This window comes from Chitinophaga sp. (genome assembly GCF_017745275.1).
GTDB lineage: Bacteria > Bacteroidota > Bacteroidia > Chitinophagales > Chitinophagaceae > Chitinophaga.
Window position 1 is genome coordinate 216067 of record NZ_JAGHZS010000002.1, and the last position, 19694, is coordinate 235760.

The 19694-nt window shown below is 48.1% G+C and carries 1 protein-coding gene; it reads left to right on the forward strand.

Translation table 11 applies throughout. From position 1 onward, the window contains the following. Positions 1 to 471 precede the first annotated feature (471 nt). Positions 472 to 19694 (forward strand): Calx-beta domain-containing protein (locus tag J7623_RS06630; RefSeq protein ID WP_291918806.1); only part of this gene is annotated, 19223 nt, incomplete at its 3' end.

Genomic DNA, 19694 nt, shown 5'->3' on the forward strand with positions numbered 1-19694 from the left:
AGTTGTTTCCATTTTCAGCAATGGTGCACTTCCCTGGTTATTATGTAGTATAACTACTACAAACATATCGAACTACAACGACAAGCGCGGGAAAATAGTTTGACTACTTTCGCAACTAGGATAGTTCATTGGAGTCATGTGAGCTATTCAGCGATAGTAGAATGAACCGATAATGCCCGTATCCTTTTCTGTAATCTTAATACTTTCCTATGGTGAACTTTACTCGATTCCCATTGCACGCGGACCTTTTTTTTTCGGCAGTATCAAATGCTGTCATTCATAAGGCGAATACCGTTTGTATATGATAATGCCGATCGTAGTGTTACCCATCGGTTTTAGCTAACAACCATATCGCGTTCCAGGTATAAAGATTTTTTAAAGAAATCTTTCCCGGTTCACCACGCCACTGCGTGGTGGATCAGTACCCTTATTACCCAATGTTTTTGAATGATGTCCCTCTTAAATATTTTTATGAATCCCGATGTAAGGTTTTTCAGCAAGCATTGCAAACGGCTGCTATTGGCCCTGTTTGGCATGACGATGACTGTTGCGGCTACCGCCACTACTTTCCCGGTCACCAATACGAATGATGCGGGGCCTGGCTCTTTCAGACAGGCTATCCTGGATGCCAATGCGGCAGGCGCTGGTATGCATGAGATCGTGTTTAATGTGCACGGGCAAATCACGCTGGCCACTTCTCTGCCAACTATTACGGCTAAAAAGCTGGTAATAGACGGGCAAAACAGGATTACGCTGTATTCTACCGGTGTTAACCCCGTCATCAATCCTTTTGTGATTAATGCGGACAGCGTGACTATCCGGAATTTCACGGTGCAGAATAATGGGGACATTAATGTGGACATCTTTCCAAATACATCGGGGATAACGGTTGAGAATATACGTTCTTTCAGTACTGTTGGAAACAACCTGAATTCATTTATGAGGGTACAAGGGGCCTCTGCAGGACTAACGGTGAGGAATATTTCTTCTACCGATGTAGAGCCGGCTGGCGCTTCAAACCTCCCTCCACACATTGGAAGGGCTTTTTATTTTACGGGTGGTACGCAAACCAACCTGGTTATGGATAATATCCAGCTTAGCACGGCCAACAATACACGTGGAGGAGAAGGTATTGTGTTTCGTGATGCGGGAGTGAATGGGTTAACACTGACGAATAGCAATATCAGTGGGTTTCAGAATGCCGTGTTGTTTGATAATACTGCGGGCGCTGTAGAAACAGCTAATAATGTGTTGATCCGGAATGTGACCATTGATAGTTTATGGAGCGGTGTTTCGTTAGGTATTTATTGTGACTACCCTGCTACTAATTTTAATATTAAGCGTACTACAATAGATATGAACGTGATCGGACAGGATGACGATGGGGACTATGCCATCCGTTTCGATAATACCGCGGGCAACATTACTTTGGACACTATTAATATTAATGAAAATGATATTCACGCTATTTGGTTTAATGGTACTTCCAGCAATGTCAGCATCAATAAAACAGTGGTGGAGAACCGGGTACCCGGACTCTATGGAGGAAATGCCTGTATCAGGTTTGAAGGCGCTGTGAACGGTTTAAGTTGTACAAATTCTGTATTAAACGGAGATAAGCTGGCCAACACGGATGATGCCGATGTTGGCATAGGATTTTATGCAGCCGCTTCCGGAGTGACGATCGACAATGTTTCTTTTAATGAATTTGATGTAGATGGTATCTATGCGGCCGCAGCAACCACCAACTTCCTGTTGGGCAATTCTACTTTCACCAATAACATGGATGGTATTGAATTTTATAACAACGCCGCCAGGACGAATGTAGATATTGTTAATTCTGCGTTTTATAACCAGACACGTTCCGGTATTGTGGTGACCGGCGCTGCCGGCGCCACGGATGTGGATATTAAGGGAGATACGCTGGCGAATAACGCCAACCATGCCATTTGGTTTTATGGCGCGGCCAATGTTACCGATGCAGAAGTAAGCGGTTGTGTGATTCATGACAACGGTGGTGCGGGCGTTGTTAACGTAGCCCCCACCAATGTACTCATCTCCAAAAACTCCATTTATAATAATACTGCCGCAGGTATTTCCCTGCAAGGCGGTAACTGTAGCTATACCAATGCCGGCGGCAAAACACCGGTGCTGGTATCGTCATCTGCGCTGGGCGGAGGGCAGTACCAGTTACAGATTACCATACCTGCTATTACAGCCGGTGCGCAATACACTATTGATATATATGCAAACGATCCCGCTACGAACAAAACGAGCGGGCAATATTATGTTACTACTTTAACAGGATTATCTGCAGGCACTTCTACACAAACGATTACTTATAATACTGGTCCCGGTGTTACCGGACTCGGTTTCTGGACAGCCACCCTGCGTATTCCTGCCAATACCTGCGGTACCTCTGAATTTAGCAATGGTATCCCTATGGCGGCAAAAGGGCCTGCCTGTGTAAACAACGGCGTGGTAGCATGGTATCGGGCAGATCAGGCGGTGAATGGTGTAAACTGGGGCGATATTTCCGGTAATGCCAATCACATGACGGTTGTCGGCGATCCTGACAATACCACCGGGATGGTCAACTTCAACCCGGCGATTTATTATGATGGTAATGATGCTCACCTGGTACCCGCTTCGGCTGCTGTATCTGGTACATATTCCATAATGGGTATGGGCTTGTTGGAAGGTAGCCAGACGGGACGTGTATTTGCCAGCTCCAGCAGCAATAAATTAATGGGATGGCATGCCGGCTTCGAGAACCGCTTGTATGTGGAAGGCTGGCTGAATACCGGTAATGCAATTACCGCTAAAGGAAAATTATATTCTTTTGAAAGAGCCGCCAGTGGCGCCTATGAGTTTAAGAGTAACGGTGCATTGGTGAAGAATGGCCCTACTGCGGATGGCACCACATGGACATTAGATGTCGGCGGGGCTACGTACTCCGAATATTCAAAAGTATTTATCCCGGAAGTATTTATCTACAACCGGGATCTTACGCAGGCCGAAGTACAGCGCATTGAATCTTACATGGCGCTGAAATACGGTATTACGCTAAACGCAGGTGCAACAGATTATATTAATAGCGACGGTACGGTGCAAATATGGACCGCCGCCGCTAATACCGGTTATGGGGCGCGTATCACAGGTATAGGCCGCGAGGATTGCAGCATGTTGAATCAGAAGCAGTCCCTGAGCCAGGATAGCGGCATAGTGACCATTGCATTAGGAAATGCCATTGCTGCTTCCAACGCTGTTAATGGGAACAACTTCACACAAGACAAATCCTTCTTCACCTTTGGTGATAACGGAGGAAATACCGGTTATTTTACCGCAGTGACCAGTACCAACGCTAACCAGCGTATGGGCCGCGTGTGGCGTGTGCAGAAAACAGCTTCCTGGGATAATACCCAGCAGGTAACGCTCCAATTAGCAGGTGGTGCAGGAAATAATTACCTGCTGATCAGTACAGATGCCGCTTTTGGTACTGTTACCAAAGAGTTGAAGCTGAGTAGTACAGGAACAGTTACGCTGAGTAGTGCAGACCTGGCCAATGGTGCTTACTTCACCTTCGGTCAGCAACAACGCTCCCCGGGTGGTGTAGCTACTGATTTGCAGACATGGGTAAAAGCGGATGCGGGTACCTCTGTTGTTGACGGTAACATTCTCAAGTGGCAGGACCAGGCGGTACAACGTGAGTGGCCGGTATTTGCATCCAACCTGCCTATAGGTTGGGAAAAGAATACCATTAACTATAACCCGGCGATCAGCTTCGCAGGAAATAACTATTTCACCGTGCCGAAATTCACCGAAGGTTATACTGCCGGTGAAATATTTTCCGTACAGTTATCTAACCTGCCGGCTACTTCTACTGCGGTGAGCTTCCCGTTTGAATTTGGTGGCGATCCTACCGTTGCTGGTGGTGCACCGTTCTATGTATATAACGGAAGTCACTATACGCATTTTGGTACTACTACGCGGCCAGGTTACGGGTTACCGGGTATCAACATACAGCAACCACATTTATTAAATAACTGGAGTGCCCCTGGTAGCTGGTCATTGAATTTTGATGGTAAAACAATGGGCAGCAGCGCCAGCTTCCCTGTTAATTTCACGAGGGGAGGAGCGCTTAACAATGCCATCGGTGCAGGTCATAACTCCATCTTCAATGGCCGCATTTCAGAAGTAATTTTCTACAACAGGCAGTTAAGTGCCACAGAGCGGGCGCAGGTAAATAGTTACCTGGGCCTGAAGTATGCGCTTACGTTGAAAACTTCGGCCGGTGCTCCTGTTGATTATATTTCCAGCAATGGTACCACGCGGATGTGGACAGTCTCTAAAAACACCGGTTATGGAGAACGCATCACCGGTATTGGCAGGGATGATAATGGTACTTTGTTACAGAAGCAAAGCCGCTCACAACTTGATGGCGCCAATGTAACCATTGGTATAGGAAGCCGCCTTGCCGCCTCCAATGCGGAAAATAGCACTGACATCGCCAACGATCTTTCTTACTTTACTTTCAGTGATAACGGACAACCTGCTACATACAACCAGTCCGTCACAGGCCTGGGCAGTCTTACTGCACGTATGGCGCGTATCTATAAAACAGACCGCACCAATTGGGCTAAGAGTCCTGTTACCTTATCACTCGCCGGAGGAAATAACACTACTTACCTGTTGGTGAGCAATGATGAAACTTTTGGTGCAGGCGATAAATCTTATGTGCTGGATGCAAACGGAGCGATCACTCTCGACAGTGATCAATTACCGGATGGTGCTTATTTTACTTTCGCCAATTCACAGGCCGGTCCGGCTGGTGTAGCTGCCGGACTGGAAGTATGGGCGAGAGCAGATAGTGGAACAGTGGGTGGTAATGCCGTTACCCAATGGAAAGAGCTGAGCGTTTCCCGTCGTACCTGGGCGCTTGGTGCCGCAGGCTCGGTGCCCTGGAAGGAAGCATCCTTCAACTTTAACCCGGGTATCAACTTTGCTGGTAATGGTCCCAGCGGCCTCTATTTCATACAAACACCGGAGATTGCAAATGCCTTTACTGCCGGCGAAATATTCTCTGTACAAACATCGGATATTGATGCTGCTACTGCCGCTGTAAGTTATCCTTTTGAATTTGGAGGAACTTATGCTGGTGGACAAGGTGTATATATATGGAGTAATAATCGTCAATATACCTACTCCGGTAGCGGAACCAGCCGCCGGGATTTTGCTTATCCTGCTGGTATAAATGTGCACAATTCACATATGCTCAATATCTGGAGCGCCACTAATGACTGGGCGGCAGGTATCGATGGCAAAGTATTATTGACGGACAATACCAACGCAGTGAATTTCGTGTCGCCTGCCGGTAATAAAGATTACCTGGGCGCTGGTCATAACGCCGTATTTAATGGCGCTATCCCCGAAGTCATTTTATATTCCCGCAAACTCAGCGTCCTTGAACGCAAGCAGGTACAATCGTATATGGCATTGCGTTATGGTCTCACGCTGGGCGTAGATGCGCCGATGGATTATATCGCCAGTGATGGTACTACCACTATGTGGAAAGCCGCTACCGGTGGCGCCTATGCCAAACATATTACCGGTATTGGCCGTGACGACAGAGGTATGCTATTACAGAAACAATCTGTAGCTGCCGACACCGGCATCGTGACCATTGCTGCTGGTGCAGCAGTGGCTATTTCTAATAAAGCCAATGCAGCCACTATTGCCAATGATCTTTCCTTCTTCACTTTCGGAGATGATGCCGGCGCAACTACTTACCAGACACCGGTTACGGGTGTCAGTAAAGTCAATAGTCGCATGACGCGTATCTTCAAAGCACAGAAAAATAACTGGGTAGACCAGGATATTACTTTGAAATTATCTGGTGGCAATGCACGCACCTACCTGTTGGTTAGTGCCAACAATACATTCGGGGCTGGTACAACGCTGTATCCATTGAATGCCGATGGTACTGTTACGCTTAACAGCAGCCTCCTGGCCGATGGTGCTTACTTTACTTTTGCGAAGAGTGTAACTGGTCCTAATGGTGTTAATAATGGTGTGTCTTTCTGGTTACGTGCAGATGACGGCATATCTGGTGGCAGCAACTGGAGTGACTACAGTAATAAAGGGAATGATGCTGTACAGGGCGTGGTAGGTAGTCAACCAATAACCGATGCTAAAGCGCTTAACTTCAACTATGGTCTTGTGTTTGATGGCACGGACGACTTCCTGGATATAACTACTACGCGCATTGATCCTGCTAAAGCCACCGTTTTTGCAGTAGGCAGCGGTTCCGGATTTGCGTCGGCAAGAGATCTTATCAGTAGCGGCGCCGTAGGCGCCCCTCATGGAATGGAATTCCGGCTCATTAACACCGGGCAGCTACAGTATCTCGAAAACGCTTCATCAGTGGTGGCCATAGGTGGTCTTTCCACTTATCAGCCCAATAAACCATATATTTTTAGTGCTACCCAATCCAATAATACCCCCAACGGAGTACGTATTTTTGGAAATTATACTTTCGACAATGAGGGCACTATCAATTTAACACCGCTCACCGACAATCTTATTTCCATAGGTTCCCGTACTATAGCAGCAAGGGGACTTTACTGGATGGGTAACATGGGAGAAGTGATCGCCTATAACCGGGTATTATCCGATGCAGAACGTCAGTCAGTGGAATCTTACCTGGGCCTGAAATACGGTATCACGCTCAACAATGGTACTACCGACTACCTCGCTACTGACGGCTCCAAATACTGGACTGCCAATCCTACCTATAAATTCCGTATCACAGGTATCGGACGAGACGATGCTACTGCGCTGAATACCAAACAATCACTCAGCGTGGATACCGGTTTTGTGACGCTCTCCCTGGGCAGCAATATTCCATTGACCAATGAACAGAATAGCAATATCATTACCAACGATAAATCGTTCTTTGTATTTGGAGATAATGGACAATCTGTTGCTACTTATACTACAGTAGTAAGCGGCGCCAATGCTACCCGTCGCCTACCACGTATCTGGAAAGTAGGTAAAACCAACTGGACAGATCAGAATCTTACGCTGAAAGCCAATGCTGCCGGCACTAAAGTATATATGCTGATCAGTACGGATCCAACTTTCGCTACCATCGATAAAGAACTGCCACTGAATGCAGATAAAACAATTACACTTAATTCCAGCCAGTTGCCTGATGGTGTATACTTCACCTTTGGCGCTGCAGCGAAATATCCCGGTGGCGTAGCCAGTGCAAACATGTTGTGGTTGCGTGCAGATATCGGTACTTCTGCTACCGCTGATAGTATGTTGATCAGCAGCTGGAATGACTATACTCCGAACGGAAATAATGTAACGCAGGCTACACCTGCTAATCAGCCTGTTTACAGGGATAACGGGGCTGTTAACCTGAACTTTAACCCGATCGTAAGATTTAATGGTGCGCCACATGCGATGACAGGCGGCTCCCTTCTGAAAACCGGTACTTACAATGCAGCGGCGGTATTTTATGCAGGTAGCCAGGCTGCCAGTGTTAACACCGTTGTGTTCACAGAACCTGCCGGAACCGGTACCCAGTTTACCTTGCACGCTACGTGGGGAGATAACGTGGTTTATTGGGATCCTCCTTATGTCAGCAACCGGTTAACATATAATGCAGGCAATGTTAATGACTCTGTTGTACTCTGGACAACAACCAGCGACATCAGCCTCGCTGCCAATAAGCAATCCATTTACAAAAATGGATGGAATGCCGCCAACGGAAATAATAACAGCATCTTCACTGGTAATAACAGTTCTTTCCAGTTGGGTTGGACAAACGCGCTCTCATATAATGGCCGCATGGGCGACCTGATTGTATATACCAATCCACTTACGCCGGTTGAACAGCAGCGGGTAAATAGCTACATGGCTATCAAGTATGGTATTACACTGAACAACGGTGCCAGCAACTACCTGGCCACCGATGGCAATACCATATGGGATGCTACCGTTAACAACGGTTATAGAAATAATATTACTGGTATTGGTCGTGATGATGCAGAAGATCTGAACCAGAAGCAATCCCGTAATACAACGGGAGGTATGCAACTGGCTATTGGTCTGAATAGTCTCTCAGAAACAAATCTCAGCAATACAAATACTTTCTCCGCCAATAAATCCTATATGATATGGGGTGACAATGGCGGCAGCAGTCTCTTTAAAACAGCGCTGACGGGCCATCCTGTTGCCAACTACCGCATGGCAAGGGTATGGCGTGCACAGGAAACCGGTACAGTTGGAAATGTACAGGTAGCCGTACCTTATAATGCACTGCCCAATGCTGCGCAGACTTACCTCATCATCAGTAACGACGCTATCTTCGATGGAAGCGACCAATTTATTCCGGTAACTGCCACAACGCTCGATGGTGTGAAGCATTACGCTGCCAATGTGGATCTGGCTAATGGTCAATATTTCACTTTCGGCGCTTCTATAAAAACACCGGGTGGAGTAGTAGGTACTTCTCTCTGGTTACGTGCAGATGCGGGTACTTCCAGTTCTACAGATAGTACTGCTATTACTGGTTGGACAGATTACGCTTCAGACCTGAATAACGCTACGCAGGCTACAGCAGTGAATCAACCGCTGTATATGAGCAATGCGGCGAATAACGCCAACTTTAACCCGGTAGTGAAATTTGATGGAGCAGATTTCCTGGATCTCGATATCAATAAACTACCAATGGGTACCAGCGCCAGAACAATTTTCGGTGCCGGCCGTCCTGCGGCGCTGGCGAATGGTCAATATATACTCTCCTATGGCGCGAAGGCTACCAATGCTGCCAGCGGTATAGCGGTGACGGCGGGAACCGGACAATCTATTTTTGTCGGGTATAACAACGACCTGACAGGTACTGCCGGCCAATGGCAACCAGGCAGGTTTGATGAAATGGTGGCAACGTGGGCTGGCAATGGTGGTAACACTGCGCTGTATAGCAAAATGAAATTGTTAGGCGGGCCTGCGGCTAAAACATTGAATACGCTTGCCGGTGGGGCAACGATTGGCACTGCTGCCTGGAATCTTGCTGCTGAGGCATGGAATGGGGCTATCGGTGAAGTGATCGTATATCCGGCTGCGTTAAATGCGAACGAATTACAGCGTGTATCTACCTACCTGGCTATCAAGTACGGCTATACGATAGATCAGACTTCTCCCATCGATTACCTGGCTACTGATGGCACCACTAAAGTATGGGATGCCACCGCTAATGCCACTTATAAAAATAACATCACTGGTATTGGTCGCGACGACGTAGAAGGCCTTGCTCAGAAGCAAAGCCAGAATATCAACACCGGCTTACAGCCCATAGTGGGCCTCGGCGGTATCGCGGCAGATAACTTTAGCAATACAAATACTTTCTCCGCAGATAAATCTTACATGGTGTGGGGCGACGATGCCGCCAGCACCACTTTCACTACAGCTATTACCGGTAATCCTGCTGTTACCACCCGTATGGCAAGAGTATGGAAAGTACAGGAGTCCGGTACGGTAGGTACCGTGAATATTGCTGTCCGGAAAGACCAGCTACCTAAAATTGCTGCTACCCCATACCTTGTAGTGAGCAACGATGCTACTTTTGATGGCACTGATCAGTTTATACAATTGTCTGCTACAGACGTGAATGGCGTAGCCAGCTATACTGCCAATGTTGATCTGACCAGTGGACAATACTTTACGTTCGCCAGCTATGTAACCGCACCAGGTGGTGTGCCTAATGAAATGCTGTGGGTAAAGGCAGATGCAGACCTGCAGGTGGATGGCAGCAACCAGGTACAGCAATGGCTGAACCAGGCGGGATCTATGGTGACCGAACTACGTGCAGCAGCGCCTGCACATACAGATGCAATCACCCCTTCTGCAGACATCGTTCGTGTACCGAACGGTATCAACTTCAACCCCGCAGTTGACTTCTCCGGTGCTATCGGCAAATCCCTGAAAGGAGATGCGGGTATCAGCTGGAATTCAACCACTGACCTGTCTATATTCACTGTCAATAAACCAGAAGGCCCTTCTGTCAATGGCCTGGTGGGTATTTTCACCACCAACGGCAACTGGACAACGGCCGCTAATGCGGGCAGGGGGCTGGTATACACTACCAGCAATAACTTTGCCCTCGACGGGGCAGGGTGCCTGGTGTCGCCATCCACACTTCCTTACACAGGGACTTTCCTGACCCGTGGTGTGTACGTAAAATCTAACGATGCACAGGGAGGAAGTACCTGGTTGAACGGCAAACAAAGTATCCTGGGTAACCCCTGCGGTACACACGTCAGTGGTTCTTTCTTTGAAATCGCAGGACGAACTACCGACAACAGCGCTTTTGATAATCGCATCTTCAACGGTAAGATCCCTGAAGTGATCGTTTACAAATCAGCGCTTACGCCTGTCGAATCACAGAAGGTAGAATCATACCTCGGTGTGAAATATGGCGTAACGCTCGACCAGAGCACTGCGCAGAACTACCTGGCAACAGATGGTTCCGTGATCTGGAACGCCACAAACAACAGCACTTATAAAAATAACATCTTCGGTATTGGTCGCGATGACCGCGAAGGCCTGGTTCAAAAGCAGTCCCGCAGCATTCACTCAGGTTCTATCCTCACTGTGGGCGTGCGTACGATCGCCGCTACCAATGCAGACAATGCCAATACTTTCAATACAGATAAAAGTTATATCCTGCTGGGCAGCAACAGCAATGCGCTCACCGTTGGCGGCACAGACCTGCCGGTGGGTAGCTGTATTCCTGAACGTCTTACACAGGAATGGAAAACGCAGTTCACCAACTACGATATCAGTACACAGCCACTCAGTATGCAGTTCGATCTGAACGGCATCACTACTACAGGTACCGCCACAGAGGATTTCAGCATAATGGTAGATGAAGATGGCGATGGTAACTTTGCTACCGGTACCATTACGGAAATCCCTGCTACCAGTTTTGCCGGTAAAATTGTGAGCTTCGAAAATATCAGTGCTTTGAAAGACGGCGTAGTGTTTACCCTCGTTACCAGCCACCTGAAACGTACCGCTAACCTGGTGCCGGATGCTGCTGTGAGAACAGTCACTAATACCTGTGTCAGCAACGACACCTTGTACTTCTACGACCCAACGGATGTTACCAGATATATTGCTTCCATTGCACTCAATGGCAATACCATGGACTTGTCTAAACTGTCTGCCATTGTAGATGTAAACAGGGATATGAATGCCGCATTAGGTAAAAATAATGGCCCGGATTATGGCACGCAGTTGATGCGCAGACTGGTACAGATCAATTATACCGGCGGCGCCCTGACGCAAAACGGCGGCGTGAAAGTTCGTTTGTTCTGGAACCCTGCTGAAAAAACCAATGCAGAAGCTGCCCTTTCAGCCCGTGGTGTAACAGGTACCCAACGCTGGACATGGTTTAAACATACCGGTGATATTACCACTACGCTCGGCGATCTGGCTCCGGAAGGCCTGGCCAATATCAATGAGCTGACGCCTTCTGCCACAGGACAACAGGACGGCGTAGACTATGTTGAATTCAGCGGAATACAAAACTTCTCCACTTTCGGTGGCGTAACAGCTGTAAACCAAACCCTGGCTATCACTAAAGTACAGGATGGTAAGGAAGGAACACCGGATGGCGCTTTCAAAATCAGTCTGCCCGGAACGGTTAACGCTTCGGAAGAAATTACCGTGAACTATACCGTAACCGGTACCGCTGCTAACGGAGCCGACTATACGACGCTTAACGGCACCCTGACATTCCCGGCAGGAAGCAATAGTATACCGCTGCCGGTGATAGTAACCGATGATAACATCCTGGAGATAACAGAAGATGTAACAATTACGTTGAATAGCGCCTTCGGCACCCTCAGCGGCAGTGTTTATAATATCAGCAGCACACAAGCAACGGCTTCGCTGAATATTGAGGATAATGACAGCAACGATCCTGTTAAAACCACAGTAGGTATCACCCGGAGCAGTGACGCGAAAGAACCTGCTACCAACGGCGCCTTCTATGTGAGCCTGCCGGCTAATGTAACTTCCGCAGAGGATATTACCGTGAATTACTCCGTTGCCGGTACGGCAATACCAGGTACAGATTATACAACACTGAGCGGATCCGTGGTGATTCCTGCCGGTCAGCCTGGTGTAGCACTGCCGGTATTGGTAAAGGATGATCAGTTGTTGGAAAAAACGGAAACGGTGATCGCAACGATCATCAGTGGCAGTTCCACGCACTTTACGCTGACACCTCGCGCCGTTGCCCTGAAGGATACGGTGAATATTATAGATGATGAAAATACACCGGCTAATCTCGTATTGAGTATAGCCAGGGCTGTGGATGGCGCAGAACCGGCTACAGATGGTGGGTTTACTATCAGCGTGCCCGCTAACGTGATGCCAACAGAAGCCATCACAGTCAACTACAGCGTTCAGGGTACAGCCACCAGTGGGTCTGATTACACAAGTCTCACCGGAACGGTTACCATACCAGCCGGCCAACAAAGCGTACCGCTGCCAGTGAATGTGTTGAACGATCAGATCATAGAAAAAACGGAAACCGTAGACGTGATCCTTACAGCTGGAAGCAGCAGCAGCTTTAACTTTACGGTGAGCACTACCGATGGTAAAGCATCTATCAATATAACAGATGATGACAACACAACGACTAACCGTGTACTGGGTATCCGGAAGAAATCGGATGCCGCAGAACCATCTGCCAATGGAGCGTTTGTAATTGGGCTCCCTACCGGTATTACTTCTTCAGAAGACATCACCATCAGCTATACCTCCTCAGGTACTGCCACCAGTGGCGCAGATTACACTGCCCTGGGAACTTCAGTTGTATTGCCTGCAGGCCAGGACAGCATCACCTTGCCCATCACCGTTATTGATGACAAAGTAATTGAGAAAACAGAAACGGTCATTGCAACGTTGACCAGTGGTGCCAGCACCAGCTTTGCTTTCACGGTCAGTGGATCTGACGGCAACGCAACAGCCAACATTACAGACGATGATAACACCGCGGCGAATCGCGTCCTTGGAGTACGCAACAGCGGTGGAGATGCGTCTGAACCTGCTACCCATAGCGCGTTTAAGATTGGCCTGCCAAAAGATATTACTTCCTCCGAGCCCATTAATGTAACATATACCATCAATGGTACCGCTACCGATGGTAGTGATTATGTATCGATACCAGTTTCCGTAACCATTCCTGCCGGCCAGGACAGTGTATTGGTACCTGTAACTGTGATCGATGACCAGTTAATGGAAAATACCGAAACGGTAGTGATGACACTTGGCGGCGGTAGCAGCAGCAGCTTTGCGTTCACTGCAAGTACTACTAATACCAATGCAACCGTAAATATCCTGGATGATGATAACACTGCGGCTAATCGCGTGCTGAGCATCACTAAAATGAATGATGGCGCTGAACCGGGTACCAATGCGGCGTTTAAGATCAGCCTGCCTAAAGGAGTTCTACCTTCTGAGGACATTACTGTGAATTATACCGTAGCAGGAACTGCTGCCAGTGGTGTTGACTACACCAACCTGGGTACCAGTATCATTATTCCTGCCGGAAAAGATAGTGTGGTATTGTCTGTACCAATATTGGACGACCAGGTAATAGAAGATACAGAAGACGTAACGGTAACACTCACCAGTGGTAGTGCTGCACATTTCAGTTATACCATCAGCCCTGCCAATGGCAATGCAGCAGTGAATATTGCAGATGATGATAACATACCTGCCAATCGTGTGCTGGGTGTGGTCAATAGCGGCAACGCGGCAGAACCAGCTACCAATGGCAGCTTTACTATCAGCTTGCCTGCAGGCATCACTTCTTCCCTGCCGGTTACCGTGAATTATACCATCACCGGAACAGCAGTTGGTAATGTGGATTATACGGCATTAAGCCTCACCGCCACCATACCTGCTGGTCAGCCTGGTGTAGTTGTGCCTGTAAATGTGCTGGACGATAAAATCATTGAACTGACAGAAAATGTTAGCATGACGATTACCGGTGGAACAAGAGGCAGCAACAGCTTTACCGCGTCTCCAACAGCTAAAACAGCTACAGTAGACATTGCAGATGACGACAACACACCGGCCAATCGTTTGGTAAGCGTGAAGAAAACCCATGATGGCGCAGAAGGGGGCAACACGGTGAAATTCGAGTTCCTCCTTGCGCCGGGCATCACTTCTTCCCAACCGGTGAAGATAAATTATACGGTAGCAGGAAGCGCTATTCTGGGCACTGACTACAATGGTTTAACCGCTGCCGATTTCAGCGGTAGTATTACTATTCCTGCCGGAAGTACCAACGCATTCATAGAGGCCAATGTAGTGGATGATCAGATTATTGAGGGTACAGAAACAGTAGACATCACTATTCTCAATGGATCTTCCACTGATTTCAACTTTACACCAGATCCTGTTGCAGGTAAGGCAACGGCTAATATTATCGATAACGATGATAATTCGGCTAACCGGGTGCTGAGTATTACCAAAGCCGGTGATGCCGCCGAACCATCTACAAATAATGTTTTCAAAATTAGTTTGCCTGCGGGAGTAACGGTTCCTGAGCCTATCACCGTTAAGTATGCGGTGAACGGCACAGCGGTTGCCGGTACAGATTATGCAGTACTGAGTGGTACTGTTATAATTCCCGCGGGAGCAGAAAGTACAACGCTGCCGGTAAATGTGATCGATGACTCTATCATCGAGAATACAGAAACCGTGGAGGTAACCATTATTGATGGTACCAGTGCCAGTCTTACTTTCACGCCAAGTACTACGCAGGGTAAAGAAATTATGAATATTGCCGATGACGATAACACAGCGGCTAACCGCGTGCTTCGCATTGAGAAATTATCAGACCTCGCAGAACCAGGCACCAATGGCAGCTTCAAAGTAAGCCTGCCCGGTAACTTCAAATCGTCAGAACCTGTAACCGTGAACTACACAATAAGTGGTACAGGTACTAACGGTACAGATTACACGACATTAAGCAATAGCATCACGCTGCCTGCTGGTCAGAATAGTGTGTTGATCCCGGTAATTGTAAACGATGACAAGATCATAGAAGGAACTGAAACAGTGAGCATCACCCTTACCGGTGGCTCCAGCACCAGTTTCTCCTTCACTGCCAGCACTACGGATAAAAGCGCTGCTGCTGATATCCTGGATGATGATAACATTGCAGCTAACCAGGTACTGAGTGTAACCAACGGTGGCAATGCCGCTGAGCCAGCTACCAATGGCGCCTTTACTATCAGCCTCCCCAATGGTTATACCGCAGCAGCACCTATTACTATCAACTATAGTATTGCCGGTACAGCCACCAGTGGCGACGATTATACCGCGTTGAGCGGCACCGTGATACTATCTGCTGATCAACCCAGCGTATCTGTACCTGTATTAGTGAAAGATGATCAGCTCCTGGAAAACACCGAAACCGTGATCATGACCATTGGAGGCGGCGCTGGTGGCGGGCTTATTTACACCGCCAGTACCACTCAGGCGAAGGCTACTGTTAATATTACGGATGATGAGAATACAGCGGCCAATCGTGTGCTGAGTGTTACCAACGATGGTAATGCCGCTGAACCAGCTACCAATGGCAAGTTTAAAATCAGCCTGCCGGCGAATGTGTTCCCATCAGAAGATGTAAAGGTTATTTATACCATTGGCGGCACTGCTACCGGTGGTAAAGACTATGCACTGTTACCAGATACTGCTGTTATTCCAGCAGGTCAAAACAGTGTAGACGTCCCCGTTACAGTAACAGATGATAAGATCATCGAAGGCCAGGAAGATGTTAGCCTGACTATCACGGGCGGCAGCAGTACCTATTTTGCTTATACTGCTAGTGCCACTAATGCTACCGCACAGGTAACAGTGGATGACGATGACAATATCGCCGTTAACGAGGTACTTGCCCTGACCAAAGTAGCAGATGCTGCGGAACCCTCTACCAATGGTAGTTTCCGTATTAGTTTACCAACAGGTATTACATCAGCCAGGGATATACAGGTAGCTTATACTGTGCCCGGCGGCACATTGGCTACTCCAGGAATAGACTACCGCGTTATCACCGGTGCGATCGTGATCCCTGCCGGCCAGAATAGTGTAGACGTACCCGTAAATGTGATCGATGATAAGATCATGGAGCCAACTGAAAACGTGGACCTGGCAATATCCGGTGGCAACGACACCCGGTTTACTTATACAGTGGCCGGGGGAGCAGGTACTGCTACCGTAAATATTACCGATGATGATTACAACAACAACAGCAACGTGATACTGTTGACCAAATTATCTGATGCTATAGAGGGAAGTACCCATGGTCAATACAGAGTTTCATTGCCGCCAGGTGTTACCGCTCAGAATGATGTGGTGGTGACTTATCACCTGACAGGAACCGCAACCAATATTACGGATTATAATTTGCCGGGTATTTCTTCTACCACAACATTCACAATACCGGCAGGTGCGAATGAAACACTCATAGACGTAGCCGCGTTTAACGATGGAATCATTGAAGGACCAGAAACGGTAGTACTGCACCTGGATAACGCTACCTCTTTCGGTATGCCATTCAGCATAGACCCATCCAAAGATTCAGCTACCGTGAATATCATAGATGCGAATGCTGCGAGCAGCACTCCTATACAGGTGATTGCAGGTACCAATGCGGCAGAACCAGCCACTAACGGTACATTCACAGTGAAGCTGGCAGGAGTGGCTACCTCCGCATGGCCTGTTACAGTAGGATACCAGGTATCCGGTACCGCTATCTCAGGAGAAGACTATGAGCAAATAGGCACTATTACAATAGGGGCTAATAAAAACAGTGAAACCATCACGCTCAAAGTCCTGAATGATCAGATTATTGAGCCAACTGAAACCATGACCATCACGCTGTTGTCGGGCAGTGCAACAGATGGAGGCGGCAATGCCTTTATCTTCCCGCCAGATCCGGCTAACCGCCAGGTGACAGTTAACATTGCAGACGATGACGCAACCGCTGTTAACCAGGTACTGAAAGTGGTGACTGCGCAAAATGCAGCAGAACCGGGTACCAACGGTGCTTACATTGTAAGCCTGCCTGCAGGTTATACTGCTGCGGCAAACCTTACATTGAATTATAGCATGAGTGGCACAGCAGCCCGTTCTACTGATTATACCATCAGTACCATTACACTGCCGGCATATAACAACAGTGTTACCTTACCACTGATTGTTAAAGATGATAAGATCATTGAGGGCACAGAAACAGCGATACTGACACTTGCCGGTGGTATGGATGGTAATGCATTTACCTATACTGCTAATCCTGCTGGTAATAAAGCCAGCCTGGATATTACAGATGATGATAACACGGATGCCAACAAAGTGCTGCTGGTAACTCCAACAGCCAATGGCGCAGAACCGGGTACCAATGGTGAGTTTACGATTAGCTTACCTGCTGGCTATACTGCCTCAGAAGATGTCAATGTAACCTATACCATTGCAGGGACCGCCACTGCCACGGATGATTATGTAGCCCTGACAGGTACTGCAACAATCATTGCAGGTAGCCAGGATGTTAAAGTAGCCGTAGCGGTGAACGATGACCAGGTGATAGAAGGTACAGAAACCGTGGTGATGAAGCTGACCAGCGGCACCAGTACCAGCAACAGCTTTACTTTCACACCGGCTACGGGCAACAGTACTGCATCCGTGAATATAGCTGATAATGATAGCACCGCTATCAACCGCGTTATCAGCGTGAAGAAGAAAACAGATGCCGCAGAACCGGGTACCAATGGTGCATTCACCATTAGTCTGCCAGGCACTATTACATCAGCGAAACCGGTTACCGTGAATTATACGATTGCCGGTACAGCCACCAACGGTACCGATTACGCTACACTTTCCGGTACAGTGATTTTACCTGCCGGTCAAAACAGTGTAGACGTACCCGTTACTGTGACTGACGATAAGATAATAGAAGGTACAGAAACCGTGTCGCTCACCATTAAGGATGGTGCTTCACCGGACTTTGCCTTTACTGCCAGCACTACCGACGCCACCGCAGCCCTGGATATTGCCGATGATGATGACATCGTGGCCAACCGCGTGCTGAGTGTAGATAATGCCGGTAATGCCGCAGAACCGGGTACCAACGGCTTATTCCGTATCAGCCTGCCTGCCGGCTATACCGCGTCAGTGCCGGTTACCGTAAACTATGCCGTGACTGGTACGGCCGCTGCAGGAGCAGATTATACTACACTCCCAGGTACCTTGGTGATACCAGCCGGACAAAATAGTGTGCCCGTTGCCGTTAATGTAAAAGATGATCAGATCATTGAAAATACAGAAACAGTGATCCTGGCAATTATCGATGGTACCGGTGGCGGCGCATACACCGCCAGCACCTCAAAAGGTAAGGCTACCGTGAATATTGCGGATGACGATAACACACCTGCTAACCTGGCGTTGAATGTGGTCAGAACCGCCGACGCCGCTGAACCGGGTACCAATGGAGCATTTAAGATCAGTTTGCCTGATGGTGTTACGGTAGCGGAAGACGTGACGGTGCAATATATGATTACAGGTACTGCCACAAACGGCAAGGACTATGCTAATCTCCCTGCTTCCGTTATAATCCCGGCTGGTCAAAATAGTGTGAATGTGCCCGTGGCAGTAATTGATGATAACATCATCGAAAACAGGGAAACAGTGATCATGACACTGACAAATGGCGCCAGCACTAACTTTAACTTCACCGCCAGCACTACCAACGGAAGTGCCGTGATGAATATAGAAGACAACGACAATAGCCCGGTTGCCCTCGCGCTGAATATCAGTAAGAAAACAGATGGGGCAGAACCTTCTTCCAATGCTGCATTTACAATCAGCCTGCCTGCAAACTATACGGCATCTGAAGATATTACCGTGAACTATGCAGTTGCTGGTACAGCTACCACTGATGAAGACTACACAGCTATAGGTAACTCTATTGTATTGCCCGCTGGTCAAAACAGCATCGACTTGCCGGTATTGGTGAAAGATGATAAGATCATTGAGCAAACGGAAACGGTGATTGTCACCCTGACAGGAGGCACCAGCACCAGCTTCCACCTGGCAGCCAGTGGTACCAATGGCACTGCTACCGCCAATATCACAGATGATGAAGCAGCAACCCCGGCGAACCTGGTATTGGGTATTGTTAAAGCCAGGAATGCCGCAGAACCATCTACTGATGGCGCATTTACCATTAGTTTGCCTGCCAATATTACCTCGGCAGAAAACATTACCGTAAACTACGCGGTCACAGGTACTGCAACAGCCGGCGCCGACTATACCACATTGAGTGGAACAGTAGTGATCCCGGCCGGAAAGAACAGTGTAGACGTTCCAGTTATAGTGTCAGATGATAAGATCATTGAAAATACCGAAACGGTGGTGGCTAAGCTTGCCGGTGGTTCATCCAACAACTTTACATTCACTGGTACCGGCAATGCTACCGTGGATATTGGGGATGACGATAACACTACTGTTAATCGCGTACTAACAGTAACAAATGCAGGAGATGCCGCAGAACCATCTACCAACGGAGCATTCAACATCCATCTGCCTGCAGGGTATACCGCATC